This is a genomic window from Streptomyces sp. NRRL WC-3605, from assembly GCF_001509795.1.
Taxonomy (GTDB): Bacteria; Actinomycetota; Actinomycetes; order Streptomycetales; family Streptomycetaceae; genus Streptomyces; species Streptomyces viridochromogenes.
Genome location: NZ_LLZN01000056.1, coordinates 1 through 24578 on the forward strand (window position 1 = coordinate 1; position 24578 = coordinate 24578).

Genomic DNA, 24578 nt, shown 5'->3' on the forward strand with positions numbered 1-24578 from the left:
GTGGCGGGGCGCGGTGGGATGGGGGCGCGGCGCGCTTCCGTGCTCATGCACCCCCCGTTTCCTCGTGTCCGGGCCCGTCCTCGTCCACGGGCCGCCGTCCCCGGTGCCGGTGCGCCCGGTGGACCGTCCCGACCAGGCACGCATACCCGCACCCGGGGAGCGTCATCCCGGCGCGGCGCGCGACCGGTGGCGTTCCCCTTGCGTGCGCGTCACTCTACGGGTTGATGCCGGGCGAGAGGGAACCAGTCCGCGACCCCGTGTGCATCTGCCCGGAACGTCCCCCTACCCTGCGGTAATCCAGTCTGGCAGGCTTCGTTCATGACTGCGCGCGCCGCCGACCGGGCCCGTTACGACCGGGCCACCGCCCATCTCGACGCCCCTCTCGCGATCGTGGACCTGGACGCCTTCGACGCCAACGCGGACGACATGCTCCGCCGGGCCGGCGGCAAGCCGATCCGGGTCGCGAGCAAGTCCGTGCGCTGCCGGGCGCTGCTCGAACGCGTCCTCGCGAAGGAGGGCTTCGCGGGTGTCATGTCGTTCACCCTCGCCGAGTCCCTGTGGCTGGCGCGGTCCGGTTTCGACGACGTCCTGCTGGCCTATCCGTCCGCGGACCGGGCCCGCTTCGCCGAGCTCACGAGTGATCCCAAGCTGGCGGCGGCCGTCACGGTGATGATCGACGATCCGGCGCAGCTGCGGCTGATCGACGAGTCCCGCGCGGGCGGCCGTGAAGTGGTGCGGGTGTGCCTGGAGTTGGACACCTCGCTGCGGCTGTTCGGCGGCCGGATGCGGGTCGGTGCCCGCAGGTCGCCGCTGCACTCCCCCTCCCAGGTCGCCGACATGGCCCGTGCGGTGGCCCGCCGGCCGGGCTTCGAGGTGGTCGGGATCATGGCCTACGAGGGGCATGTCGCCGGCGTCGGGGACTCCGTGCCCGGGCGCCCGCTGCGTTCGCGTGCCGTGCGGCTGATGCAGGCCGCGGCCCGCCGGGAGCTGGCCGAGCGGCGGGCCGCGGTGGTACGGGCCGTCCGGGCCGTGGTGCCGGAGCTTGCGTTCGTCAACGGCGGCGGGACGGGCAGCGTGCAGTTCACGGCAGCCGAGGAGTGCGTCACCGAGATCGGCGCCGGTTCGGGGCTGTACGTGCCGCGGCTGTTCGACAACTACACGTCGTTCAGCGGACGTCCGGCCGCGCTGTTCGCGCAGCCGGTGGTGCGCCGGCCGGGCGTCGGCGTGGTGACCGTGCTCGGCGGCGGCTACCCCGCGTCGGGCGTGGCCGGCACGGACCGGCTGCCGGTGCCGTATCTGCCCGAGGGCCTGCGGTACGACCCGCAGGAGGGGCCCGGCGAGGTGCAGACCCCGCTGCTCGGCTCCCCGGCCGACGACCTGCTGATCGGCGACAAGGTGTGGTTCCGGCATGCCAAGGCCGGGGAGCTGTGCGAGCGGTTCGACGCGCTGCATCTCGTCCGGGGCGACACCGTGACGGAGACGGTGCCGACGTACCGGGGCGAGGGCCACACGTTCCTGTAGCCGGGCGGGGCGCGCGGCTACAGCGGCGTGACGTACGCCCCGGAGATCCCGCCGTCGACCAGGAAGTCGGTGGCGTTCACGAAGGACGAGTCGTCGCTGGCCAGGAACGCGACGGCGGCGGCGATCTCGTCGGCCTCGGCGAACCGGCCGACCGGGATGTGGACGAGGCGCCGGGCGGCCCGCTCGGGGTCCTTGGCGAACAGCTCCTGGAGCAGTGGGGTGTTGACCGGGCCCGGGCACAGGGCGTTGACCCGGATGCCGTCCCGGGCGAACTGCACGCCCAGCTCCCGGGACATGGCGAGGACGCCGCCCTTGGAGGCCGTGTAGGAGATCTGGGAGGTGGCGGCGCCCATCCGGGCGACGAAGGACGCCGTGTTGATGATGGAGCCCCTGCCCTGCCGCCGCATGTAGGGGAGGGCGGCCTTGCAGCACAGGTAGACGGAGGTCAGGTTGACCTCCTGGACCCTCTTCCACGCCTCCAGGCCGGTCTCCAGGATGGAGTCGTCGTCGGGCGGTGAGATGCCGGCGTTGTTGAAGGCGATGTCGACGCTGCCGTAGGTGTCGTACGCGGTCTTGAACAGCGCCTCGACCTGCTCGGCGTCGGTGACGTCGACCTTCACGAACGTCCCGCCGACCTCCTCGGCGGCGGCCTTGCCGCGCTGCTCGTCGACGTCGCCGCAGACGACGTGAGCCCCTTCGGAGGCGAGCCGGCGGGCGGCGGCGAGGCCGATGCCGCTGCCGGCTCCGGTGATGACGGCCGTACGGCCGACGAGGCGACGGCACACGATTGCTTCGGTCACTGTGCGGGGCCCTCCGTGCTGATGAAGACGTTCTTGGTCTCGGTGAAGGCGGTCAGGGCGTCCGGTCCCAGTTCACGGCCGATGCCTGACTGCTTGAATCCGCCGAACGGGGTCCAGTAGCGGACGCTGGAGTGGGAGTTGACGGACAGGTTCCCGGCGCGGACGGCCTGCGCGACGCGCAGGGCGCGGCCGACGTCGCGGGTCCAGAGGGAGCCGGACAGGCCGTAGGGGGTGCCGTTGGCGAGGCGGATCGCGTCCTGTTCGTCGGTGAAGGGCAGCAGGACGGCGACGGGTCCGAAGATCTCCTCGCAGGCGGCGGCCGAGTCGGGGCTCTCCCCGGTGAGGACCGTGGGCGGGAACCAGAAGCCCGGGCCCTCGGGCGCGCTGCCGCGCAGGGCCGGGGCGCCGTCCGGCACGAAGCCGCGCACGCGGTCGAGGTGCTGCCGGGAGATCAGCGGGCCCATCTGGGTCTTCTCGTCGGCCGGGTCGCCCACCACCACGGCGGCCAGCGCCTCGGCGAGATGGTCGCGGACCTCGTCGTAGACGGACTCCTGGACCAGGACGCGGGTGCGGGCGCAGCAGTCCTGACCGGAGTTGTCGAGGAAGGAGAAGGGGTCGACGGCCGTCTTCAGGTCCGCGTCGGCGAAGACGATGTTGGGGCTCTTGCCGCCGAGTTCGAGGGTGACGGGTGTGACCTGCTCGGCGCAGAGGGCCGCGACGCGCGTCCCGGTCCGGGTGGAGCCGGTGAAGACGATCTTGGCGACTCCGGGGTGCCGGACCAGGGCGTCTCCCGTGATGTCGCCGCGGCCGGGCAGGACCTGGAAGAGGTGCTCGGGGAGCCCTGCCTCCAGGGCGAGTTCGGCGAGGCGGAGCGCGGTGAGCGGGGTGGTCTCGGCGGGCTTGAGGATGACGGCGTTGCCGGCGGCGAGGGCCGGGGCGCTGCCCCAGGCGGCGATCGGCAGGGGGAAGTTCCAGGGCGCGATCACGCCGACGACGCCGAGCGGTTCGAGGATCGTGACGTTCAGGCCGCCGGGCACCGGGATCTGCCGGCCGGTGAGCCGCTCCACTCCCCCGGCCGCGTAGTCGAGCAGGTCACGGACGTTGCCGGCCTCCCAGCGGGCGTTGCCGATGAGGTGGCCGGCCTCGCGGACCTCCAGGCGGGCCAGCTCTTCCAGGTGCTCGTCGACGGTGACCGCGAAGCGGCGCAGCAGCCGGGCGCGGTCCGCGGGGGGCAGGGCGGCCCAGATGCGCTGTGCCCGGGTGGCGTGGGTGACGGCCGCGTCGACGTCGGCCGGGCTCGCCCCGGAGACGGCGGCGACGACCTCCTCGGTCGCGGGGTTCAGTACTTCCAGAAGGTGCTCGGAAGACAAGAAGGGCCTCACATGCGTTCGAAGGAGCGGCGCAGCTCCCAGTCGGTCACCGCGGCGTCGAAGGCGTCGAGTTCGACGCGCGCCATGTTGCGGTAGTGGGCGACGACCTCGTCGCCGAAGGCGGCCTTGGCGATCGGGCTGTTCTCCCAGAGTTCGGCGGCCTCGCGCAGCGTGGTGGGGACGTGCTCGTAGTCGGCGGTGTAGGCGTTGCCGGGGCAGGGCTCGGGCAGTTCCAGCTTCTGCTCGATGCCGTACAGGCCGGCGGCGACGAGTCCGGCGACGGCGAGGTGCGGGTTGACGTCGCCGCCGGGGAGCCGGTTCTCGAAGCGCAGCGAGCGGCCGTGGCCGACGACGCGCAGGGCGCAGGTGCGGTTGTCGCGGCCCCAGGCGACGGCGGTCGGCGCGAAGGAGCCCGCCGCGAACCGCTTGTAGGAGTTGATGTTGGGTGCGTACAGCAGCGAGAAGTCGCGCAGGGCGGCGAGCTGGCCGGCCAGGAAATGCCGCATGACCTCGGACATGCCGTCGGGCCCGGCCATGACGCTCTCGCCGTCGGTGTCGGCGAGCGAGAGGTGGATGTGGCAGGAGTTGCCCTCGCGCTCGTTGTACTTGGCCATGAAGGTGATCGAGACGCCCTCCTGGGCGGCGATCTCCTTGGTGCCCGTCTTGTAGACGGCGTGCTGGTCGCAGGTGACCAGGGCGTCGTCGTACCGGAAGACGATCTCGTGCTGGCCGGGGTTGCACTCGCCCTTCGCCGACTCCACGGTGAGCCCGGCGGCGGCCATCTCGTTGCGGATGCGGCGCAGCAGGGGCTCGATGCGGCCGGTGCCCAGCACCGAGTAGTCGATGTTGTACTGGTTGGCCGGGGTCAGGCCCCGGTAGCCGGCGTCCCAGGCCTGCTCGTAGGTGTCCTTGAAGACGATGAACTCCAGCTCGGTGCCGACGTTCGCCGTGTAGCCGTGCTCGGCGAGGCGGTCCAGCTGGCGGCGCAGGATCTGGCGGGGCGCGGCGGCCACGGGTGAGCCGTCCTCCCACGCGAGGTCGGCGATCAGCATGGCGGTGCCGGCGTTCCAGGGGACGCGGCGCAGGGTGCTGAGGTCGGGGTGCATGGCGAAGTCGCCGTAGCCGCGGTCCCAGGAGGACATGGCGTAGCCGTCGACGGTGTTCATCTCGGTGTCGACGGCGAGCAGGTAGTTGCAGCCCTCGGTGCCGTGGTGCAGGACCTCGTCGAGGAAGAAGCGGGCGGCGAACCGCTTGCCCTGGAGCCGGCCTTGCATGTCGGGGAAGGCCAGGACGACAGTGTCGATCTCACCGCCGGCGACGAGGGCGCGCAGCTCCTCGACGCTCAGCGGGGGTGTGCGGTCTGCCACGGGAGAGCCTCCGTTCGGCTACTTCGGTCAGCCGGGAGCCATAAGGTATTGCGCAGGACCATTGATTGGGAAGGGGGTCCGGTGACATGTCGCGGACGGACACGGGGCACGGGGCGCCCGGGGCCGCCGACCGGCTGACGTCGGTCCTGCGGCCGGTGCGGGCCGGGAACGGCTTCGAGGAGGCCCTTGAGCAGATTCTCCAGGTCGTCCGGCTGGGTCTGGTGCCGGGTGGTCAGCGGCTGCCGGCGGAGCGGGAGCTGGCCGAGCGGCTGGGGATCAGCCGGGTCACGCTGCGCGAGGTGCTGAAGGTCCTCCAGGACCAGGGCCTGGTCGAGTCGCGACGCGGCCGCTACGGCGGCACCTTCGTGCTGCCCCGCACCGAGACGCCCGGCGAGGAGGAGCTGCGGCGGCGGCTGAAGGACGTCGACGTGGAGGACGCGCTGCGCTTCCGTGAGGTCCTGGAGGTGGGCGCGGCCGGGCTGTGCGCCACGCACGGGCTGGACGAGAAGCAGGCGGACCGGCTGCGCGAGGCGCTGGCCCGTACGCACGACGCGCCGCTGGGCGAGTACCGGCGGCTGGACACGCTGCTGCATCTGACGCTGGCCGAGCTGTCCGGCTCGCCCACGCTGACCACGCAGTACGCGGCCGTCCGTGCGAGCGTCAACGAGCTGCTGGACTGCATCCCGCTGCTGGTGCGCAACCTGGAGCACTCGCAGCGTCAGCACACCGCGCTGGTGGAGGCCGTGATCGAGGGCGACGCCGAGGGGGCGCGGGAGATCATGCGCGAGCACTGCGCGGGCACGGCGGCGCTGCTGCGCGGCTTCCTCGGCTGAGCGGCGCGGAGACGGGGGGCGTGGCCGGGGGCGGCCGGGGAAGGTTTTACGGGCGATTAACGCACGGGGCTTGCCTTCCCCGGACGGCGACCGCAAAGGTATGCATCCATTCCATTGCGCCGGAGCCCGGTCGTCGACCCCACCGTGCCCGGAACAGCCCGTGCCCGTCGCCCCGTGGGGAGTGCGCACATGTCCCAGGAATCCACCGACACCCCGTCCGCCGCGGAGGCGGACGACTATCTCAGCCGCAGAGCGCTGCGCCGCGGCAGCGCCGGCTGGGTGCTGCTGACCGGACTCGGCGTCGCCTACGTCGTCTCCGGTGACTACTCCGGCTGGAACTTCGGCCTGGCCGAGGGCGGCTTCGGCGGTCTGGCGATCGCCATGGTGCTCATGGGCGCGATGTACGCGTGCATGGTGTTCGCGCTCGCCGAGCTCTCCTCGATCCTGCCGACGGCCGGCGGCGGCTACGGCTTCGCCCGCCGGGCGCTCGGCCCGTGGGGCGGCTTCCTCACCGGTACGGCCATCCTCATCGAGTACGTCCTGGCGCCCGCCGCCATCGTCATCTTCATCGGCGACTACGTCGAGTCGCTGGGCCTGTTCGGCCTGGAGTCGGGCTGGCCGCTGTACCTGGTGTGCTTCGCGATCTTCCTCGGCATCCATCTGTGGGGCGTCGGCGAGGCGCTGCGGTTCAGCTTCGTCGTCACCGGCATCGCGGTCGCGGCCCTGGTCGTGTTCGCCCTGTCGGCGCTGCCCGAGTTCTCCTTCGGCACGCTGGACGACATCCCGGTGGACACGTCCGCGGCCGGGTCGAGTTCCTGGCTGCCGTTCGGTCTGCTCGGGATCTGGGCGGCGTTCCCGTTCGGCATGTGGTTCTTCCTGGGCGTGGAGGGCGTGCCGCTGGCCGCGGAGGAGACGAAGGAGCCGGCCCGGACGCTGCCGCGGGCGATCCGCTGGTCGATGGGCGTGCTGGTGGTCCTGGCCGTGGTGACCTTCTTCGCGGCGGCCGGGGCGCGCGGCTCGTCCGCGATCCAGGACGCGGGCAACCCGCTGGTCGAGGCCCTCCAGCCGGACGGCGAGGCGACAGTGCTGAGCCGGATCGTCAACTACGCGGGCCTGGCCGGGCTGGTGGCGTCCTTCTTCTCCCTGATCTACGCGGGCTCCCGCCAGCTCTTCGCACTGTCCCGCGCGGGATACCTGCCCCGCTTCCTGTCCCTGACCAGCCGCCGCAAGGCGCCGTACCTGGGCCTGATCGTGCCCGGCAGCATCGGTTTCCTGCTGGCGGCGGCGTCCGGCAACGGCGCCCGGATGCTGAACATCGCCGTCTTCGGCGCGACGATCTCCTACGCGCTGATGTCGCTGTCGCACATCGTGCTGCGCCGCCGCGAGCCGGAGCTGCCGCGGCCGTACCGGACGCCGGGCGGGATCCTGACCTCCTCGGTGGCGCTGGTCCTCGCGTGCGCGGCCCTGGTGGCGACCTTCCTCGTGGACGTGACGGCCGCGTTCATCGCGCTCGCGGTGTACGCCGTGGCCGTGGCCTACTTCGGTCTGTACAGCCGCAAGCACCTGGTGGCGAAGGCGCCGGAGGAGGAGTTCGCGGCGCTGGCGGCGGCCGAGGCAGAGTTGACACGGGACTGAGCACAGCGGGAAGGAGCGGTCGTGAGCAGGCCGTTGATCGGGGTCAGCACCTATCTGGAGGCGGGGGCGCGCTGGGGCGTGTGGGAGCTGGAGGCGGCCCTGCTGCCGGTGGGCTACCCGCGGCTGGTGCAGCGGGCGGGCGGCCTGGCCGCGATGCTGCCGCCCGACGACCCGGAGCACGCGGCGGCCGCCGTGGCCCGCCTCGACGGGCTGGTCGTCGCGGGCGGCCCGGACGTCGACCCGGTCCGCTACGGCGCCGAGCGCGACCCCCGCACGGGGGCGCCGGCGCCGGACCGGGACGTCTGGGAGCTGGCCCTGATCGACGCTGCCCTGGCGGCTGGGGTCCCGCTGCTCGGGATCTGCCGGGGCATGCAGCTGCTGAACGTCGCCCTCGGCGGGACGCTCGTCCAGCACCTCGACGGGCACGCGGAGGTCGTGGGCGTCTTCGGCGGCCACCCCGTCAAGCCGGTGCCGGGCACGCTGTACGCCGCCGCGGTCCCGGAGGAGACGACGGTCCCCACCTACCACCACCAGGCCGTCGACCGCCTCGGCAGGAACCTGATCCCCTCGGCCCACGCGGCCGACGGCACGGTGGAGGCGGTGGAACTCCCGTCCCCCGCCTGGGTCCTGGGCGTCCAGTGGCACCCGGAGATGGGTGACGACGTACGGGTGATGCGGGCCCTGGTGGAGGCGGCGGGCGGCTGATGCGGGGCCCCGCCCTCTCACATGGCTGATGCGGGGCCCCGCACCCTCACAGCCGGAGCAGCCCCGGGCCCGCGTCACCGAGGGCCGGCCCCGTTCGGCGGCGAGCCGCACGTCGCCGGTCGGCCGGCGGAGCCTCAGCCCCGTGTCAGTGACAGCAGGTCCCGGGCCGGGCCCACCGGGCGGTGGCCCGTCGGCCAGACGGCTCGGAGGTCGCGGGCCAGGGAGACGCCGGAGAGGGGGATGCCGACCAGGCGGCGCATGGACAGTTCCTCCCCGACCGCGAGTTCACTGAGGACCGCGGGGCCGGCGCCGCTGACGGCGGCGGCCTTGACCGCCGTCGTGGAGGACAGTTCGATCAGTGGCCGGGCCAGGCCGCCCAGCGCCGCGTCCAGGACCTGCCGGGTGCCGGAGCCCTTCTCGCGCAGGATCAGCGGGGTCGCCGCCAGCTCCGCCCCGTCCAGCGGCCGTCGCCGCCGCGACCAGGCGTGTCCCGGCGCGGCCACCACGATCAGGTTGTCGTGGGCGATGACCACCGAGTCCAGCCCGGTCGGCACGGTCAGCCCCTCGACGAACCCCAGGTCCGCCTCGTCGGCCAGCAGCCGTTCCGCGACGGCCGCCGAGTTCCCGGCGTGCAGGGAGACCGCCGTGTCCGGCCGCTGGGCGCGCAGGGCGAGCAGCCACCCCGGCAGCAGGTACTCGGCGATGGTCATGCTCGCCGCGACCCTCAGCCGCGAGTCCCGCCGTACGCGCAGGGCCTGCGCCCCGGCGTCGAAGGCCTCGGCCGCCTCCACGACCCGCCGCGCCCAGTCCGTCACGAGCGCCCCGGCGTCGGTCAGCCGCGAGCCGCGCGGCGACCGGTCCACGAGCGCGACCCCCAACTGGCGTTCCATGGAGCGGATCCGGCTGCTCGCCGCCGGCTGCGTGATGCCCAGCTCCCGCGCCGCCCCGCCCAGGCTGCCCAGCCGCGCCACGGCCAGCAGCAGCTCCATCGCGCCCAGATCGGGGACGCGGTGCGCCACGGACCCGGCGCGGTACGTCTCCCCCGCCTGCTCGCTCATAAGGTCAGTTTATGTCGCCATAGGCAGAGACTCCCTGGTGGGCGACGGCGGACGCCCCGACGCTGGGACCATGGTCACCGCCGTCCGTCACCTCGGACCCCACTGGTACGCCGCCGTCATGGGCACCGCCGCCGTCGCCACCGCGGGCGCGGCGCTGCCCGTGCCCCGCGTCCCGGGCCTGCGCACCGTCTGCGCGGCCGTCTGGGCGCTGTCGCTGCTGCTGCTCCTCGTCCTCCTCGCGGCCCGCGCCCTGCACTGGGCCCACCACCGCGACCAGGCCCGCGCCCATCTCCTCGACCCGGCCGTGGCCCCGTTCTACGGCTGCCTGTCGATGGCCCTGCTCGCCGTCGGCGGCGGTGCCCTCACCGCCGGAAGCGCCTGGATCGGCGAGACGGCCGCGCTCGCCCTGGACGCCGTCCTGTTCACCGCCGGTACGGCGACCGGGCTGACGGCGGCCGTCGCCGTCCCCTACCTGATGGCCGTACGGCACCGGGCCGAGGCGGCGCAGGCGACGCCCGTGTGGCTGCTGCCGCTGGTCGCGCCGATGGTGGCGGCGGCGGCCGGCCCGCTCCTCGTGCCGCATCTGCCGCCGGGCCAGGCCCGTCAGACGCTGCTGCTGGGCTGCGTGGCGATGTTCGGGCTGAGCCTGCTCGCCACCTTGCTGATGCTGCCGCTGGTGTTCGCCCGGCTGATCACGGGCGGTCCGCTGCCGCTCGCGCTGACGCCGTCGCTGTTCCTGGTGCTGGGCCCGCTCGGGCAGTCGACGACCGCCGTCGGCGCGTTCGCGGACGCGGCCCCGGGCGCCCTGCCCGCCCCGTACGACGAGGGCTTCGGTGTGTTCGCCGTCCTCTACGGCGTGCCCGTGATGGGTTTCGCGCTGCTGTGGCTGGGGCTGGCCGCCGCGCACGTCGTCCGGGCCCGGCGGCACGGCATGGGCTTCGCGATGACCTGGTGGGCGTTCACCTTCCCGGTCGGCACCTGTGTGACGGGCGCGGCGGCCCTCGCCCGGCACACCGGACTGTTCGTCTACGACGGGCTCGCCGTGGGCCTGTACGCCCTGCTGGTCGCCGCCTGGGCCGTCGCCTTCGCGCACACCGCGCGCGGGCTGCTCAGTGGAACGCTGCTCGCAGCGCCCCGGACAGCACCCGTGGCGCCTCGGCCAGTGACGGTCCGTACCACGTCAGGTGCCGTCCGCTGACGAGGGCGCAGGGCAGCGGGACGAACGCCTCGGGTCCGTCGGCTGCGGTGAAGCGGTACGGCTCGTCGGGGAGGACGACGACGTCGGGGGCCGCCGCCCGCAGGTCGTCCAACGGGACGCGCGGGTAGCGGTCCGGGTCGCCGGCGTACAGGTGGTCGACGCCGAGGCGGGCGAGGACGTCCCCGGCGAAGGTGTCGCGGCCCAGCACCATCCAGGGCCGCCGCCACACCGGCACGACGGCCGTCACCCGGCGCGGGAGCCGGGGCGGGGACTTCCAGGCGGCCTCCGCCTCGTCCAGCCACCGCGGGCGGGTCCGCACCCCGCACGCGTCCAGCACCCGCGTCAGCTCGCGGAAGGACGCGGGCACGTCCCGCACCTCGGTCAGCAGGACGTGGACGCCCGCGGCGCGCAGCGCGTCGAGGTCGGCGGCGCGGTTCTCCTCCTCGTTGGCGACGACCAGGTCGGGCGCGAGGGCGGTGATCCGGTCGAGCGCAGGGTTCTTGGTGCCGCCGACCCGGGTGACGTCCAGCTCGTGGGGGTGGGTGCACCAGTCGGTGGCGCCGACGAGGACGCCGGGCGCCGACACGGCGACGGCCTCCGTCAGCGACGGCACCAGGGAGACGACGCGCATCAGCGGCGCGGCCGGTCCCGGACCGCCTCGATGTGCTCGGCCACCGCGACGACGACGATCCGGGTCTCCGGCACGGTCGCCCGCCAGCGGTGGCGCACCCCGCCGGTCAGGTACAGGGTGTCGCCGCGGCCCAGGCGGTAGGCGCGGCCCTCGGCCTCGATCTCCACGGCGCCGTCGGCGACGTACAGCAACTGGTCGTTGCGGTGCTGGAGTTCCCGTCCGGCGTCATGGTCGCCGGTGTACTCGGAGGCGTGCATCTGGTGGTGCCCGCGCACCAGGGACCGGGTCCGCGGCTCGGGTGCGAGATCGGTGGTGTCGGCGCGGACCACGTCGACGCTGCACGCCGGGTCGGCGGCGGCGAGGAGTTCCACGGCGGTCGTGCGCAGCGCGTCGGCGACCTTTTCCAGGGAGCTCTGGCTGGGCCGTGCGCGGTCGTTCTCGACCTGGCTCAGGAAGGGCACGGACAGGCCGCTGCGCTCGGCCACGACGGCGAGCGTCAGGTTCAGGGCACGACGGCGGCGGCGCACCGCTGCGCCCACCCGGAGGGGCTGTTCTTTGTGGTCGCCCATCGCTTCGGCTCCCTCCTTCGCTCGCCGGTCCGTCCACCTGGCGCCGGTCGTCCGGCGCGCACCTTCTGCTGGGTTCTCTGCACCCTACGCAGGTTCGGCAAACCGTTTCATGCGGCCGTCACATCGACGCCACATCGGGGGGAGCGCGACCCGCCGGATCGCGCCAGCACCACCGGCCGCCGGACCGGTCACGGACCCGGGCGCGCGCCCCGGCCCCCGCCCGGCGCACAGGTGCCGCTGCCTTGTTCAATGCGCCCGCCGCCCCGGGTGTTCCCGGGGCGCCGACAACCGACGGCCCAGCTCCCGGGGCCGGGCGATGCCGCGTGCCCGACGCCGAAGTCGGGCCGCCGCCCCGGCGGTTCACGGCCCCGGCCCGGCACGCGCGGTCGCCCTGCGTGGTTGGCCGGAACCTTTCCGTAGGGGCGGCACCGCTCCGGAGACGGAGAAACCCCGAGGGGTGGGCGCGCCGTACGGAGGGGAAGAACGTACGGCGTGACCCACCCCTCGGGGGCGGCGGTCGGGTCCGTCAGGTCACCCGGCCGCCTGGCTCTTGTGCTCCGAACCGGCGACCGGGGCCCACTTGTCGACCAGCCCGGGGTTGCGGTCCAGCCAGGCGCGCACGGCGTCCTGCTCCTTGCCCTTGCCGGCCTTGGTGATCTCCGACTCCAGGCCGGTGAGCTGCTTCTCCGTCATGGAGAAGTCCTTCAGCCACGCTCCGACCTCGGGGTTGTCGTCGGCGAAGCCCTTGCGGGCGAGGGTGTGCACGTCGTCGCCCGAGCCCCAGGCACCCTTGGGGTCCTCGAGCTTTTTCAGGTCGTAGTCGCTGTACGCCCAGTGCGGCGACCAGAGCGTGACGACGATGGGCTCCTTCTTGGCGTAGGCCCGCTTGAGCTCGGCGAGCATCGCGGGCGTGGAGCCGTCCACGACGTCGTACGAACCCTCCAGGCCGTACTCCTTGAGGACCTTGTCCTTGAGCAGGCCCATCATCCCGGCGCTCGGCTCGATGCCGACGATCTTGCCCTTGAAGTCGCCGGACTTGTTCTTCAGGTCCGCCAGCGACTTCACGTCCTTCATGTACGAGGGGACGGACAGCTCCAGCGAGGTCGGGCCGTACCAGGAGCCCAGGTCGTCGAGCTTGTCGCCGTACTTCTTCCAGTACTCCTCGTGCGTGACGGGCAGCCAGGAGTCGGTCTGGAAGTCGATCTGCCCGGTGGCGAGGCCGGTGTAGAGCGGACCGGCGGCGTACTGGGTGGTCGTGACGTCGAAGCCGCGCCGCTCCAGCAGCTCCTTCCACAGGAACGTGGAGGCGATGCCCTCGTCCCACGGGATGTAGCCGAGCTTGATCTTCTGGCCCTCGCCGATGTTCGTGGCGGACGCCTCGGCGGTGCCGGAGGACGGGCGGAAGGCGCCCATGCCGCCCGCGACGAGGGCCAGTACGGCGACGCCGGCGACCGCGACGACCGGGCGCGGCCGGTGGTTCCACACCATGCGGGTGCCGGCCGCGCGGGCCTTGGCGGCGCTGCGGCGGCCGAGCGGGGAGATCTGCGTGCCGAGCGCGCCGGTGATGCGGTCGAGGTAGATGGCGAGGACGACGATGCCGACGCCCGCCTCGAAGCCGAAGCCGATGTCGAGCTGGCCGATGGCCTCGTTGACCGCGCCGCCGAGGCCGCCGGTGCCGACCATGCCGGCGATGACGACCATCGACAGGCTCAGCATGATGACCTGGTTGATGCCCGCCATGATCGTGGGCAGGGCCAGCGGCAGCTGGACGCGCAGCAGGGTGTCGCGCGGTGTGGTGCCGAAGGCCTCGGCGGCCTCCACCAGCTCGCCGTCGACCTGGCGGATGCCCAGCTCGGTCATGCGGACGCCGGGGGCGAGCGCGAAGATCAGGGTGGCGATGACACCGGCGGCGGTGCCCAGCCCGAAGAACAGGATGGCCGGGATGAGCAGCACCATCGACGGCATCGTCTGGAGGAGGTCCAGGACGGGCCGCAGCACCGCGCTGACCGTCTTGGAGCGGGCCGCCCAGATGCCCAGCGGGACCGAGATCACCAGGGCGATGACGGTCGCGACCAGTACCAGGGCCAGCGTGGACATCGCCCGGTCCCACAGGTCGAGCGAGTCGATCAGGGCGAACCCGGCGAATGCGAGTACGCCCGCGACCAGGCCGCGCAGCCACCACGCCAGCACGGCGAGAATGCCCGCGAGCAGCAGGGGCTCGGGGGCGGTCAGGACAGTGTTCACACCGTCGTACATGCCTTCGACGACGGCCTTGACGGCGTCGAAGAGCCAGCCCATGTGGGCGACGAGCCAGTCGACACCGGAGTCGACCCAGTCGCCGAGACGCAGCCTAGGCACGAGCGGTCACCTTCCCCTCGGGGTTGTCGCAGGGCGAGGGATCGGCGCTCTCGTCGCCGAGGAAGCCGATGAGCCGGCGGCGCGGTACGACGCCGACGACCCGGCCGGCCTCGTCCACGACCGAGACGCGGTGCGTCAGCCGGGTGCTGATCGCGCACAGCTCGGCGAACGTCGTGTCGGGGGTCGCGGTCTCGCACGCGCACAGCGGGGCGTCCGCGGTGACGGCGGTGTCCATGAGCGCGCTCGCGGTGAGCACGCGGGAGCGGTCGACGTCCTGGATGAAGGAGGCCACGTAGTCGTTCGCGGGGCGCAGCAGGATGTCCTCGGCGGTGCCGGTCTGGACGATGCGGCCGTCGCGCATGACGGCGATGCGGTCGCCGAGCCGCATGGCCTCGTTGAGGTCGTGGGTGATGAAGACGATCGTCTTCTTCAGGGTCTTCTGGAGCTGGAGCAGCTGGTCCTGCATGTCACGGCGGATCAGCGGGTCGAGCGCGCTGAAGGACTCGTCCATGAGGAGCAGGTCGGCGTCGGTGGCGAGGGCGCGGGCGAGGCCCACGCGCTGCTGCATGCCGCCGGACAGCTCGTCGGGCCAGGACTTCTCCCAGCCGCCCAGACCGCACAGCTCCAGCGCCTCGGCGGCGCGCTTCTCCCGCTCGGCGCGGGGTACCCCCTGCACGGCCAGGCCGTAGGCGGCGTTCTCCAGGACGCTGCGGTGCGGGAAGAGAGCGAAGTGCTGGAACACCATGCTGATCTTGTGGGCGCGGACGTCGCGCAGCTCGCGGTCGCCGAGCGCCGTCAGGTCCTGCCCGTCGAAGCGGACGTGGCCCGCGGTCGGTTCCAGCAGCCCGTTCAGCATGCGCAGCAAGGTGGACTTGCCGGAGCCGGACAGGCCCATGACGACGAAGATCTGGCCGGGTTCGACGGTGAAGGAGGCGTCGATCACGGCGGCGGTGGTGCCGTCCGCGCGCAGCCCCTCCCGGTCGGCTCCTTCGCGGAGCCGTTCGACAGCCTCGTCCGGTCGTCTGCCGAACACCTTGTACAGATGGTCGGCCTCAAGCCTGGATGACACGGGTACCTCTCGTCTCGACGGCAGATGAACGCAGCGGCCTGCGCAACAGTTGCGCAGGGAGCGCTCCGGGGCCGCCCCTGCCCTGGTTCGGCGACCACAAACGCACAAGTGGCCCAGCACACAGAGCCGCCACGTTGCGTGCCCGGACACTCACGGACGGCCCGCTGTCGGTGCCGTGCGGCATGATGCGTGCGTGACCGGACGACTGATGCTCCTCGACACCGCCTCGCTGTACTTCCGCGCCTACTTCGGCGTCCCGGACTCCGTGAAGGCCCCCGACGGCACCCCGGTGAACGCCGTGCGCGGGCTGCTCGACTTCATCGACCGCCTCGTCAAGGACCACCGCCCGGACGAGCTGGTGGCCTGCATGGACGCCGACTGGCGGCCGCAGTGGCGGGTCGACCTGATCCCCTCCTACAAGGCGCACCGCGTCGCCGAGGAGCGCGAGGCGGGCCCCGACGAGGAGGAGGTCCCCGACACGCTGTCGCCGCAGGTGCCGGTGATCGAGGCGGTCCTGGACGCGCTCGGCATCGCGCGCGTCGGCGTCGCGGGGTACGAGGCGGACGACGTGATCGGCACGTTCACCGGCCGCGCGAAGGGCCCGGTCGACATCGTCACCGGCGACCGCGACCTGTACCAGCTGGTGGACGACGCGCGCGGCGTGCGCGTGCTGTACCCGCTGAAGGGCGTCGGCACCCTGCAGGTCACCGACGAGGCGTGGCTGCGGGAGAAGTACGGCGTCGACGGCCGGGGGTACGCGGACCTGGCGCTGCTGCGGGGCGACCCGAGCGACGGCCTGCCCGGCGTGCCCGGGATCGGCGAGAAGACGGCGGCGAAGCTGCTCCCGGAGTTCGGCGACCTGGCCGGGATCATGGCGGCGGTCGACGACCCGAAGGCGAGGCTGACCCCGTCGCAGCGCAGGCGGCTGGACGAGTCCCGGCCGTACGTGGAGGTCGCGCCGACGGTGGTGCGGGTCGCGGCCGACGTCCCGCTGCCGGACGTCGAGGTCGCCGTGCCGCGCGCCCCGCGCGACGCGGAGGCGCTGGAGGCACTGGGGGCGCGCTGGGGGCTCGGCGGCTCGTTGCAGCGGCTGCTCACGACGCTGGCCGGATGAGCCGGGCGACGGGCGACGGGCGAGGCCTGACCGTACGCATGGGACGGCCGCTACGGGGGCATTCGTCCCTCACTTCGCCGTTTCGCCGTCCGCGGTTGAACACCACGGCACGGATGCCCCATACACCCCGACCGAGGTGCTAACTTAGGTAAACCTAAGCTCACACGAGGGAGGCCGTCATGGCAGAACGCCCTGCCCGCAAGCCGCGGAAGGTCCGCTCCGCGCAGGTCGTCCGGACCGAACGGCTGACCCCGCACATGCAGCGCGTGGTGCTCGGAGGCGCCGGCCTCGCCGACTTCTCGGCGGACACCTGCACGGACCACTACGTCAAGATCCTCTTCTCCCCCGAGGGCGTCTCCTACCTCGAGCCCTTCGACCTGGAGCGCATCCGCGAGGACCTGCCGCGCGAGCAGTGGCCGGTCACCCGGACGTACACCGTGCGGTCCTGGGACCCCGAACACCATGAGCTGACGCTGGACTTCGTCATCCACGGCGACGAGGGCCTCGCGGGCCCCTGGGCGATGCGCGCCCAGCCCGGTGAGACGGTGCGGTTCATGGGCCCCGGCGGCGCGTACGCCCCCGCCCCGGACGCCGACTGGCATCTGCTCGCAGGCGACGAGAGCTCCCTGCCCGCCATCGCCCGCGCCCTGGAGTCGCTGCCCGACGGCGCCGCCGCCCACGCCTTCGTGGAGGTCGCCGGCCCCGAGGAGGAGCAGAAGATCGACTCGGACGTCGAGGTCGTCTGGCTGCACCGCGGCTCCCGCCCGGTCGGCGAGGCCCTGCTGGACGCCGTACGGTCCTTCGCCTTCCCCGAGGGCCGTGTGCACGCCTTCGTCCATGGCGAGGCCCACTTCGTGAAGGAACTGCGCCACCTGCTCCGCGTGGAGCGGAGCGTCCCGCGCGAGGACCTGTCGATCTCCGGCTACTGGCGCCTCGGCCACAACGAGGACGGCTGGCAGGCGTCGAAGCGGGACTGGAACGCCCGGATCGAGGCGGAACAGGAGGGTGCCGCGCCGGCGGCGTAGCCCGGCGGCGGCAGCGCGCACCTCGAACCGCGGACACGTCCCACGCGCCGGAGCGCACGCCCTGTTCGGCGGCCGGAAACCGTCGCATGGTGCGAAGCAGGGTTCCCGTGAGCCCCGGGAACAGCTCCACCAGTTTGAACAGTTGACGAAACGCACGGTGGCGAAGGAAGGTGGGGGTGATCCACGCCCGCGTCGCCGACGCCGCGGTCGTGGCGTGGTGACCACCGATCACCTGCACCGTCCGGCGGTCACCTCGGAGGTCTCGGCTGACGGCACCACCCTGCACGCGATCGACGATGCCCCGCAGGGCCGGTTCCGTCCGCGGGCCTCATCCGTGCACGAGTCAGCCACACCGCGGCAGCAGCGTAGGGAAGCACAGCGCGTAGTTCCTGGACTTGGTCGACTCCGCCACTCGGAGGGCGTCGTGAAGGGCACCGTCCCCGCCTGGTCGCCGTGGGCTCCGTCCCGCGACGGCGCCCGGGGGCCGTGGGCGAACCGCCCGCGCAGGGACCGACCTTGTCCGCGGACCCCTGATTCCGGGAGAGGCTCATGCCCCAGAACGTCGCCATAAACTTACCCATTCCGTCCCGGTTGAACCCCGGTCTGGCAGCCGCCAGGGAGCGACATCTGGAGTGGATGCGCCGCCATGGACTCGTGGTGGGCCACACCGCCGCCGGCCGCTATCTCTTCTCGGCGGTGGCGGACCTGGCCGCCTACAGCTACCCGGACGCCGTCGGCGAGGACCTCGACCTGGCCTTCGACACGATGGGCTGGTTCTTCCTGTTCGACGACCTCTTCGACGTACCCGAGGGATGCGAGGCCGACGAGGCCGTCGCCGTCTGCCAGCACCTCATCGCGCTCCTCAGCGGAGGCCCGCGGCCACGCCCCGACGGCGAGCCACCCCTGGTCACGGCCTTCGCGGACATCTGGCGCCGCACCGGGGCGGGCATGTCCGAGGAATGGCGGCAGCGGGCCGCGCACAACTGGGTCGACTACCTGGTGGGCAACCTGACCGAGGAGATCGACCGGCGCACCTGGGTGCCCCAGGACTTCGCCACCCGGATGCGGATAGGGCACCGCACCCTGGGCCTGATCCCCTCGCTCGACCTCGCCGAACGGGTCGGGCACTACGAGATCCCGCCGCTCATCTGGCACAGCAGCCACCTGGACGCGATGCGCCGGGCGGCCGTCGACGCCGTCAAGCTCATCAACGAGGTCATGTCCCTGGAGAACGACGACGCTCGCGGGGACCCGAACCTGGTGCACTGCCTGATGCGGCAGCGCGACTGCTCCCGGCAGGAGGCCATCCCGATGGCCGTCGCCCTCGTCCACTCCTCGGTCGCCCGGCTCCACGAACACGCCCGGACGATCCCGCTGTTCGCCTCCCGGCTGGGGCTCACGGGCGCCCAGTCCGAGAAGCTGCACCGCTATGCGACGGCCATGCTCACATGGATACGCGGCAGCTACGACTGGAGCCGGAGCAACGGCCGTTACTCCCCCCGCACGGCCGACGCCCTGAGCCCCGACGAGTCGGGTCAGCTCCACCCCACGAACCTCGCGCCGGTGTCGCGGTAGCGCCTCGTAGGCTGGGCGGCGATGAGACGCCGTACGCCGCCCCCGCCCTCTCCCCTGCCCCAGCTGCACGGGGTGGACCCGGTGCGCGTGCGGCTGCCCGCCGCGGGCGGGTGGGCGACCGTCCGGGACCATCTCGTGGAGCGCCTCGCCGCCGGGGAGGCCGTCATCGACGGCATGCTGGACGCGGGACGGATCGTGGACGCCGACGGACGCCCGGTCGCACGCGACACCGCGTACACCCCCGGGATGTACGTCTGGTTCCACCGGGAACTCGCCGACGAGGAGCGGGTGCCCTTCCCGATCGAGGTCGTCCATCGGGACGAGCACGTGGTGATCGCCGACAAGCCGCACTTCCTGGCCACGACGCCCCGCGGCAGCCACGTCGCCGAGACGGCGCTCGCCCGGCTGCGGCGGGACCTCGGGGTACCGGCGCTCAGCCCGGCGCACCGGCTGGACCGGCTGACGGCGGGGCTCGTGCTGTTCACGGTCCGGCCCGAGGAGCGCGGCGCCTACCAGTCGCTGTTCCGCGACCGGCAGGTGACGAAGGAGTACGAGGCGGTGGCCCCGTACGACCCCGGGCTGGACCTGCCCCGCACCGTGCGCAGCCGCATCGTGAAGGAGCGCGGGGTGCTTGCCGCCCAGGAAGTTGCGGGCGAGCCCAACGCGGTCAGCCGTGTCGAGCTGGTGGAGCACCGTGACGGGCGCGCCCGCTACCGTCTCCTCCCCCGCACCGGCCAGACCCATCAGCTGCGCGTGCACATGAACGCCCTCGGGGTGCCGATCCTGGGCGACCCGCTGTACCCGGTGGTGACCGGCCCGGTCGCGCCCGGCGACTTCCGGCGCCCGCTCCAGCTGCTGGCGCGGACGCTGGAGTTCACCGACCCGATCACCGGGCGCCGGCACCGGTTCGTCAGCTCGCGTGTCCTTCGGTCCTGGTCGTCGTACGACGACTGGGCCGCCGGCTGACCCGGCGTCCCGCGGGGTCATTCGCCCCGCCACCAGCGCAGGAAGCGCCCCAGCAGACCTGGGCGGGCGGCCGGCTCGGGGGGCGCGGCCGGTGCCGGCGCCGGGGCGGCGGCGGGCGCCGGGATCCTCGGCTGCCGTTCCGGGGTGCCGACCTGCCAGGTGCTGACACGGGGCGAGGCGAGCGGGTGCGCGGGCCGCGCCATCACGTCCTGCTGCGGCTTCGGCGCGAACTTCACCGGCAGCTCCACCAGATGCCGGTTCGAGATGGACGACCACCAGCGCAGCTCGTCCTCGGGGCAGGCGAGCTGCACGTCCGGCAGCCGGGTCAGAAGCGCGTCGACGCCGACGTCGGCGATGGCGCGGCCGATGTCCTGGCCCGGGCACTCGTGCGGGCCGCCGCCGAAGGCGAGATGGGACCGGTTGCCCTGCATGTGGGCGGAGAGGTCGGGCCGGACCCGGGGGTCGACGTTGCCCGGCGCGATCCCCATGATGAGGGCGTCGCCCTTGCTGATGTGCTCCCCGCCCAGCTCCGTGTCGTGCTTGGCGACGTACGGAAGGACGGTGCTGAACGGCGGCTCGTCCCAGAGGGACTGCTCGACCGCCTCGGGGACCGTCATCTGCCCGCCCTTGAGCTGCGCGCGGAACCGCGGGTCGGTGAGCACCACCCGCAGTACGTTGGCGATCAGGTTCGCGGTCGCCTCGTAGGCGGCGACCAGGATGATCCGCAGATGCTGGCTGACCTCGTCGTCGGTCAGCCGCGCCGGGTGGCCGATCAGATGGCTGGTGAAGTCGTCCGCGGGCTCGGCGCGCCGGCGGGCGGTCAGCCGCATGAGCACGTCCATCAGGTACGCGTTGCTGGCGATGGCCGTCTCGCTGCCCTTGGGCATGTCACGGGCGGCCTGCACGATCCGGTCGTTGTACTCGTCGGGCATGCCGAGGATCTCGCACATCACCATCATCGGCAGGTGCTCGGCGAACTGGCTGACCAGGTCGGCGCCCCCGGCCTCGCAGAACTGGTTCACCAGGTGCTGCGTGGCACGGTTGATGTACCGGCGGATCCCGCGGTGGTCGATGGTGGAGATGGCGCCGGTGACCGCGCCCCGCAGCCGCAGGTGCTCGTCGCCCTCGGCGTGGACGCAGATGGGCTGCCAGGCGAAGTGCGGCATCATCGGATGGTCGGGCTTGACCGTGCCGTCCTGCAGGGCCGACCACAGCCGGGTGTCGCGGCAGAACTGCGAGGGGCTGCGCACCATGTGCAGGTTCTCCGCGTGGCCGAGCACCACCCACACGGGCACGTCGTCGTGCAGCAGCACCGGGGCCACGGGCCCGTGTTCCGCGCGGAGCTTCTCGTACACGGCTCCCAGGTCCTCCGCCTCGGGCCCGTACAGCCGGCGCAGCCCGCCGGGGCCGATGCCGTGCGCGGGGCAGCCCGGGGGCGGGGTGGCCATGGGATCGTCCATACCGGTCGGGAAAAGGGATTCAGACGTCACGATGGGGGCTCCGAAACGAGGTTGTCCGGTTGCGGGAGGTATCGGGAGGGAGGGCCCGGTCGGCACCGGCGGCGCGGCTCGACCGGTGTGTGGCTCACACAGGCGTCTTCGCCGTCGCCAGCGCGTGCAGGAAGTGCATGAGGGTCATCAGGACGTCCCGGCTGGAGGCCCGCCGGCGGACGTCGCACTCGACGATGGGGATCTCCTCGGCCAGGTCGAGGGCCGTGCGCAGCTCGGAGACGGCGTAACGGGGGGCGTCCGGGAAGGTGTTGACGGCCACGACGAACGGCACGCCACGTTCCTCGAGCCGCCCTATGACGTCGAAGCTGACCTCCAGGCGGCGGGTGTCGGCCAGGACGACCGCGCCCAGCGCGCCTTCGAACAGCCCGTTCCACAGGAACCAGAAGCGTTCCTGGCCGGGGGTGCCGAACAGGTACAGCACGAGCTGTTCCGTGATGCTGATGCGGCCGAAGTCCATGGCGACGGTGGTCGCCGTCTTGGTGTCCGAGCCGTAGTTGTCGTCGACGCCGATACCGGCCTGCGTCATGGTCTCCTCGGTGGTCAGCGGTTTGATCTCGCTGACCGACCCGACCATGGTCGTCTTGCCGACGCCGAAGCCACCCACGATCACGATCTTGACCGCGGCCTCGGCCGTGTGCGGCAGTTGGTCCTCGGTCCGTGGACCAGGGACGACGTCAGAGCTTTTGAAGTCCATGCATCACCGCTTCGAGGATCGATCGGTCAGCGACGGCCTGGCGCACGATCGGAGCGCGGGCGGTCACCAGCCCGGCCGTGAGCATGTCGGTGAGGACGACCGTCATCATGCTGAACGGCAGGTTGAGATAGGCCGAGAGCTCGGCCACGGACAGGGGGGCCGTACACAGCCGGAGCAGTGCCGACTGTTCGGGAGTGGCCGAGGGCGGGGGGTCGGCGCGCGCCACGATCAGCGTGACGAGGTCGAGGTCCCCGTCCCGCTCGCCGCCGTCCGGGCCGGCCACGACGAACAGCCGTTCCGGGTTCTTCTGCTTCCCCGCGGGGGCGGGCGGTGGCGGTAAGTGCTCGTGGGGTTCTCGCCGCTGGCGTTTCGGAGGCGTCATACGGTCTGCCCGTTCCGCCGGGGCGGACTGGTGAGATGGGCGCCGATGCGGGCCACGAGGTCGGACATGCGGTTGCTCATCAGGCCGGGCTCGGCGAACGTGTCGGAGAGGACCGCGAGATAGGCGTTGGCGCCGGCGGCCATCAGATAGAAGTAGCCGCCGTTGATCTCGATCAGGACCATCTTCATCTTGCCGTCGCTCTTCGGGATCTCCTGCGCGACCGCGCTGGCCAGGCTCTGCAGGCCGGCGCAGGCCGCCGCGACCCGGTCTGCGGTGTCGGGTTCACCGCCGTAGCGGGCGATGCGCAGACCGTCGGCGGACAGCACGACGATCATCTGGATGCCTGGTACGCCGTCGTAGAGCTCCTTGAGCATCCAGTCGAAGTTGGCACGCTGCTGGATCACTTGAGGTCCCCCTCGTCATCGGCCTCGGGGCGGGCCGGTTGGGTTCGCGGTTGGAGTGTGAGCGGGTCCGGCTTGTCCTTGAGTCCGTTCCAGAACGCCTCGACCCAGGCGCCGGGCACGGGCTCGTCCTCCGCCGGCGCGGCGGGCTCGGGCTCGGGTGCGCGGGACGTCGACCAGATCGTCGGACGGCCCTCCCGTTCCGCCTGCTCGATGGCCGCCTGCTCGGCGATCCGCTTGCTGAGCGGGGTCTTCACCCGGCTGCGGCGCTGGGGCAGCCCGTTCGGGGTCCACTCCGTGACGACGGGGACGTCGTCCTCCATGGAGACCGCCGCGGGGATCTTGGGGCTGGTGGGGCGGCGCTTCTTGGGAGCGCGCTTGGGGCCTTCGAGCACGTCGGGGCCCTCCGCCTTGGGGGCGGCGCCGGCGCCGATGCCGTGGGCGAGACCGGGGGCCGGCTCGGTGGTCATCATGTCGCGCGGCACGACGAGGACGGCGCGGACACCGCCGTACGCCGACGAGCGCAGCGAGACCTGCATGTTGTACGCCGTGCACAGGCGTCCGACGACGGCCAGGCCGAGACGCGGGGACTCGCCGAGGTCCTGGAGGTCGGTGCCCTGCTTGGCCCGTTCGAGCATGCCCTCGACCCGGGCGCGGGCCTCCTCGCTGAGGCTGACGCCGGCGTCCTCGATCTCGATGGCGACGCCGGTCTGCACCTCGGTGGCGGTGACGTGCACCTTGGTCTGCGGCGGCGAGTAGCGCGTGGCGTTGTCGAGGAGTTCGGCGGCGGCGTGGATGACGGGCTCGACGGAGATGCCGGCGATGTTGACCTTGGCGATCGAGTCCAGGCTGATGCGCCGGTACTCGAGGATGCGCGACATGGCGCCGCGCAGCACGCTGTACAGCGGGACGGGGTCGGGCCACTGGCGCCCGGGACGGCCGCCGCCGAGCACGGAGATGGAGTCGGCGAGGCGGCCGATCAGCATGGTGCCGTGGTCGATGCGCAGGAGGTCGTCGAAGACCTCGGGGTTGCGCCCGTGGTCCTCCTCCATCTCCCGCAGTTCCACGGCCTGCTGGTGGACGATCGACTGGACGCGGCGGGCGATGCTGACGAAGGAGCGCTGCGCGGAGTCGCGGAGGGCTTCCTCATGGTCGACGAGGTCGATCATCTGGCGGACGAACTCGATCTGCACGGGGGGCAGTTCCGCGTACGACGGGTCGATCTCCGCCAGATCCCGCATCACCTCGTACGGTGAGGCGCCGCACCGCAGCCGGTGGATGGCGGCCGGCGTGATCTCCGTGGCGAGGCGGACCATCTCCTCCTCGTGGGCGGCGACCCGGCGTTCCAGATACGCGGTGTGACGGGCGTGCTCGACCTGTGCGTCCCGCAGGGCGCGGCCGCGGCGCACCGCCTCGGCCGCGCAGGCCAGTACGAGCATGAGGGCCACGACACCGCACACGCCGACGGCCGTCCGGGCCGGTTCCGCCACCACGGCGACGGCGGCTCCGGTGGCCGCGGCCATCGCTATGGCCGGCAGCAGAAGCACGCGCGCGTAAGGGAGTTCACGCCGACGGGGCGGGGATTGAACGCTCACCATGTGGGCCCTCTGAAAGAAATCGGGTGGGTGTACGGGGGGCTTGCAGGGGGGTACGTCATGGGTATGTCGGACTTTCCCGAGCTATAGGGAACAAGCGCACGAATACACCTCAACTCGGTGCGCTGCGGGCGAGCTTAGTCCGACCGGATCATCGCCGTGTCATATTCAGCAAGCGCCTGAAATGGCCCGTGCGACAGG

Annotated in this window: 22 protein-coding genes; 9 read left to right on the plus strand and 13 right to left on the minus strand. The window is 72.5% G+C overall.

The window, feature by feature from the left end:
* The first annotated feature begins 318 nt into the window (after positions 1–318).
* On the plus strand, positions 319–1521 hold the full coding sequence (locus ADL34_RS16940; RefSeq protein ID WP_062672091.1) for an amino acid deaminase/aldolase: 1203 nt from the start codon (positions 319–321) through the stop codon (positions 1519–1521).
* A 17-nt stretch (positions 1522–1538) separates the two neighbouring features.
* Here the strand turns inward: ADL34_RS16940 and ADL34_RS16945 are convergent, their stop codons facing one another.
* From ADL34_RS16945 to ADL34_RS16955, 3 genes are read right to left on the minus strand one after another with little or no spacing between them, the layout of a single operon-like run.
* Positions 1539–2321 carry a 3-oxoacyl-ACP reductase gene (locus ADL34_RS16945; RefSeq protein ID WP_062672093.1) on the minus strand — a complete coding sequence of 261 codons (783 nt, stop codon included), beginning with the start codon at positions 2319–2321 and terminating at the stop codon, positions 1539–1541.
* Complete coding sequence (locus ADL34_RS16950; RefSeq protein WP_062672095.1) at positions 2318–3691, minus strand: aldehyde dehydrogenase family protein; 1374 nt, start codon at positions 3689–3691, stop codon at positions 2318–2320. Before ADL34_RS16950 ends, ADL34_RS16945 begins: the two co-directional genes overlap by 4 nt.
* 8 nt (positions 3692–3699) lie before the next feature.
* A complete protein-coding gene (locus ADL34_RS16955) occupies positions 3700–5058 on the minus strand; it encodes a glutamine synthetase family protein (protein ID WP_062672097.1) in 1359 nt (452 codons plus the stop codon).
* 86 nt (positions 5059–5144) lie between these two features.
* Here ADL34_RS16955 and ADL34_RS16960 point away from each other — a divergent pair, with 86 nt between their 5' ends.
* From ADL34_RS16960 to ADL34_RS16970, 3 genes are all read left to right on the plus strand, one after another.
* Positions 5145–5891 carry a FadR/GntR family transcriptional regulator gene (locus tag ADL34_RS16960; protein WP_062672099.1) on the plus strand — a complete coding sequence of 249 codons (747 nt, stop codon included), beginning with the start codon at positions 5145–5147 and terminating at the stop codon, positions 5889–5891.
* A 189-nt stretch (positions 5892–6080) separates the two neighbouring features.
* Positions 6081–7526 carry an ethanolamine permease gene (gene eat, locus ADL34_RS16965; protein ID WP_062672104.1) on the plus strand — a complete coding sequence of 482 codons (1446 nt, stop codon included), beginning with the start codon at positions 6081–6083 and terminating at the stop codon, positions 7524–7526.
* A 33-nt stretch (positions 7527–7559) separates the two neighbouring features.
* Positions 7560–8231: a gamma-glutamyl-gamma-aminobutyrate hydrolase family protein gene (locus ADL34_RS16970; RefSeq protein ID WP_199835588.1), complete on the plus strand. Its 672-nt coding sequence runs from the start codon at positions 7560–7562 to the stop codon at positions 8229–8231.
* 134 nt (positions 8232–8365) lie between these two features.
* Here the strand turns inward: ADL34_RS16970 and ADL34_RS16975 are convergent, their stop codons facing one another.
* Positions 8366–9289 carry a LysR family transcriptional regulator gene (locus tag ADL34_RS16975; protein WP_062672108.1) on the minus strand — a complete coding sequence of 308 codons (924 nt, stop codon included), beginning with the start codon at positions 9287–9289 and terminating at the stop codon, positions 8366–8368.
* A 70-nt stretch (positions 9290–9359) separates the two neighbouring features.
* On the opposite strand from ADL34_RS16975, the gene ADL34_RS16980 reads away from it, so the two are divergent.
* Entirely contained in the window at positions 9360–10487 is a 1128-nt protein-coding gene (locus tag ADL34_RS16980; protein WP_062672111.1) for a TDT family transporter, read from the plus strand.
* Here the strand turns inward: ADL34_RS16980 and ADL34_RS16985 are convergent.
* The 4 genes from ADL34_RS16985 to ADL34_RS17000 all read right to left on the minus strand — a co-directional run bounded on the left by ADL34_RS16985 (position 10399) and on the right by ADL34_RS17000 (position 15114).
* The gene (locus ADL34_RS16985) at positions 10399–11118 is read right to left on the minus strand and encodes a helical backbone metal receptor (protein WP_062672113.1); all 720 of its coding nucleotides are present in this window, start codon (positions 11116–11118) and stop codon (positions 10399–10401) included. The genes ADL34_RS16980 and ADL34_RS16985 overlap by 89 nt on opposite strands.
* Positions 11118–11687 carry a helix-turn-helix domain-containing protein gene (locus tag ADL34_RS16990; protein WP_062672114.1) on the minus strand — a complete coding sequence of 190 codons (570 nt, stop codon included), beginning with the start codon at positions 11685–11687 and terminating at the stop codon, positions 11118–11120. Before ADL34_RS16990 ends, ADL34_RS16985 begins: the two co-directional genes overlap by 1 nt.
* 531 nt (positions 11688–12218) lie before the next feature.
* The gene (locus ADL34_RS16995) at positions 12219–14045 is read right to left on the minus strand and encodes an ABC transporter permease/substrate binding protein (RefSeq protein WP_062672116.1); all 1827 of its coding nucleotides are present in this window, start codon (positions 14043–14045) and stop codon (positions 12219–12221) included.
* Positions 14038–15114 carry a quaternary amine ABC transporter ATP-binding protein gene (locus tag ADL34_RS17000; RefSeq protein ID WP_062672118.1) on the minus strand — a complete coding sequence of 359 codons (1077 nt, stop codon included), beginning with the start codon at positions 15112–15114 and terminating at the stop codon, positions 14038–14040. Before ADL34_RS17000 ends, ADL34_RS16995 begins: the two co-directional genes overlap by 8 nt.
* A gap of 193 nt (positions 15115–15307) precedes the next feature.
* Here ADL34_RS17000 and ADL34_RS17005 point away from each other — a divergent pair, with 193 nt between their 5' ends.
* The 4 genes from ADL34_RS17005 to ADL34_RS17020 all read left to right on the plus strand — a co-directional run bounded on the left by ADL34_RS17005 (position 15308) and on the right by ADL34_RS17020 (position 19794).
* Complete coding sequence (locus tag ADL34_RS17005; RefSeq protein ID WP_420718771.1) at positions 15308–16228, plus strand: 5'-3' exonuclease; 921 nt, start codon at positions 15308–15310, stop codon at positions 16226–16228.
* Positions 16229–16407: 179 nt separating this feature from the next.
* Positions 16408–17253, plus strand: a complete 846-nt coding sequence (locus ADL34_RS17010) for a siderophore-interacting protein (protein WP_062672122.1) — start codon at positions 16408–16410, stop codon at positions 17251–17253.
* Between the two features lie 636 nt (positions 17254–17889).
* A complete protein-coding gene (locus ADL34_RS17015; protein WP_159038931.1) occupies positions 17890–18828 on the plus strand; it encodes a terpene synthase family protein in 939 nt (312 codons plus the stop codon).
* Between the two features lie 21 nt (positions 18829–18849).
* Positions 18850–19794: an RluA family pseudouridine synthase gene (locus tag ADL34_RS17020; protein ID WP_079034374.1), complete on the plus strand. Its 945-nt coding sequence runs from the start codon at positions 18850–18852 to the stop codon at positions 19792–19794.
* Positions 19795–19811: 17 nt separating this feature from the next.
* Here the strand turns inward: ADL34_RS17020 and ADL34_RS17025 are convergent, their stop codons facing one another.
* The 5 genes from ADL34_RS17025 to ADL34_RS17045 form a co-directional block, all read right to left on the minus strand.
* A complete protein-coding gene (locus ADL34_RS17025; protein WP_062672127.1) occupies positions 19812–21242 on the minus strand; it encodes a cytochrome P450 in 1431 nt (476 codons plus the stop codon).
* Between the two features lie 136 nt (positions 21243–21378).
* A complete protein-coding gene (locus tag ADL34_RS17030; protein WP_062672129.1) occupies positions 21379–21999 on the minus strand; it encodes a GTP-binding protein in 621 nt (206 codons plus the stop codon).
* The gene (locus ADL34_RS17035) at positions 21980–22381 is read right to left on the minus strand and encodes a DUF742 domain-containing protein (RefSeq protein WP_062672132.1); all 402 of its coding nucleotides are present in this window, start codon (positions 22379–22381) and stop codon (positions 21980–21982) included. Before ADL34_RS17035 ends, ADL34_RS17030 begins: the two co-directional genes overlap by 20 nt.
* Positions 22378–22785 (minus strand): roadblock/LC7 domain-containing protein, encoded by a 408-nt coding sequence (locus tag ADL34_RS17040; RefSeq protein WP_062672133.1) that lies wholly within the window; start codon positions 22783–22785, stop codon positions 22378–22380. Before ADL34_RS17040 ends, ADL34_RS17035 begins: the two co-directional genes overlap by 4 nt.
* The gene (locus ADL34_RS17045; RefSeq protein WP_079034375.1) at positions 22782–24380 is read right to left on the minus strand and encodes a sensor histidine kinase; all 1599 of its coding nucleotides are present in this window, start codon (positions 24378–24380) and stop codon (positions 22782–22784) included. The genes ADL34_RS17040 and ADL34_RS17045 overlap by 4 nt, the downstream gene beginning before the upstream one ends.
* Positions 24381–24578 lie beyond the last annotated feature (198 nt).

What these genes read in the sequence shown, in the direction of transcription:
- ADL34_RS16940 (WP_062672091.1), top strand. Translation starts at nt 319, where the DNA reads ATGACTGCGCGCGCCGCCGACCGGGCCCGTTACGACCGGGCCACCGCC.
- ADL34_RS16960 (WP_062672099.1), top strand. Translation starts at nt 5,145, where the DNA reads ATGTCGCGGACGGACACGGGGCACGGGGCGCCCGGGGCCGCCGACCGG.
- eat (WP_062672104.1), top strand. Translation starts at nt 6,081, where the DNA reads ATGTCCCAGGAATCCACCGACACCCCGTCCGCCGCGGAGGCGGACGAC.
- ADL34_RS16975 (WP_062672108.1), bottom strand. Translation starts at nt 9,289, where the DNA reads ATGAGCGAGCAGGCGGGGGAGACGTACCGCGCCGGGTCCGTGGCGCAC.
- ADL34_RS16980 (WP_062672111.1), top strand. Translation starts at nt 9,360, where the DNA reads ATGGTCACCGCCGTCCGTCACCTCGGACCCCACTGGTACGCCGCCGTC.
- ADL34_RS16985 (WP_062672113.1), bottom strand. Translation starts at nt 11,118, where the DNA reads ATGCGCGTCGTCTCCCTGGTGCCGTCGCTGACGGAGGCCGTCGCCGTG.
- ADL34_RS16990 (WP_062672114.1), bottom strand. Translation starts at nt 11,687, where the DNA reads ATGGGCGACCACAAAGAACAGCCCCTCCGGGTGGGCGCAGCGGTGCGC.
- ADL34_RS17010 (WP_062672122.1), top strand. Translation starts at nt 16,408, where the DNA reads ATGGCAGAACGCCCTGCCCGCAAGCCGCGGAAGGTCCGCTCCGCGCAG.
- ADL34_RS17015 (WP_159038931.1), top strand. Translation starts at nt 17,890, where the DNA reads ATGCGCCGCCATGGACTCGTGGTGGGCCACACCGCCGCCGGCCGCTAT.
- ADL34_RS17020 (WP_079034374.1), top strand. Translation starts at nt 18,850, where the DNA reads ATGAGACGCCGTACGCCGCCCCCGCCCTCTCCCCTGCCCCAGCTGCAC.
- ADL34_RS17025 (WP_062672127.1), bottom strand. Translation starts at nt 21,242, where the DNA reads ATGGCCACCCCGCCCCCGGGCTGCCCCGCGCACGGCATCGGCCCCGGC.
- ADL34_RS17030 (WP_062672129.1), bottom strand. Translation starts at nt 21,999, where the DNA reads ATGGACTTCAAAAGCTCTGACGTCGTCCCTGGTCCACGGACCGAGGAC.
- ADL34_RS17035 (WP_062672132.1), bottom strand. Translation starts at nt 22,381, where the DNA reads ATGACGCCTCCGAAACGCCAGCGGCGAGAACCCCACGAGCACTTACCG.
- ADL34_RS17045 (WP_079034375.1), bottom strand. Translation starts at nt 24,380, where the DNA reads ATGGTGAGCGTTCAATCCCCGCCCCGTCGGCGTGAACTCCCTTACGCG.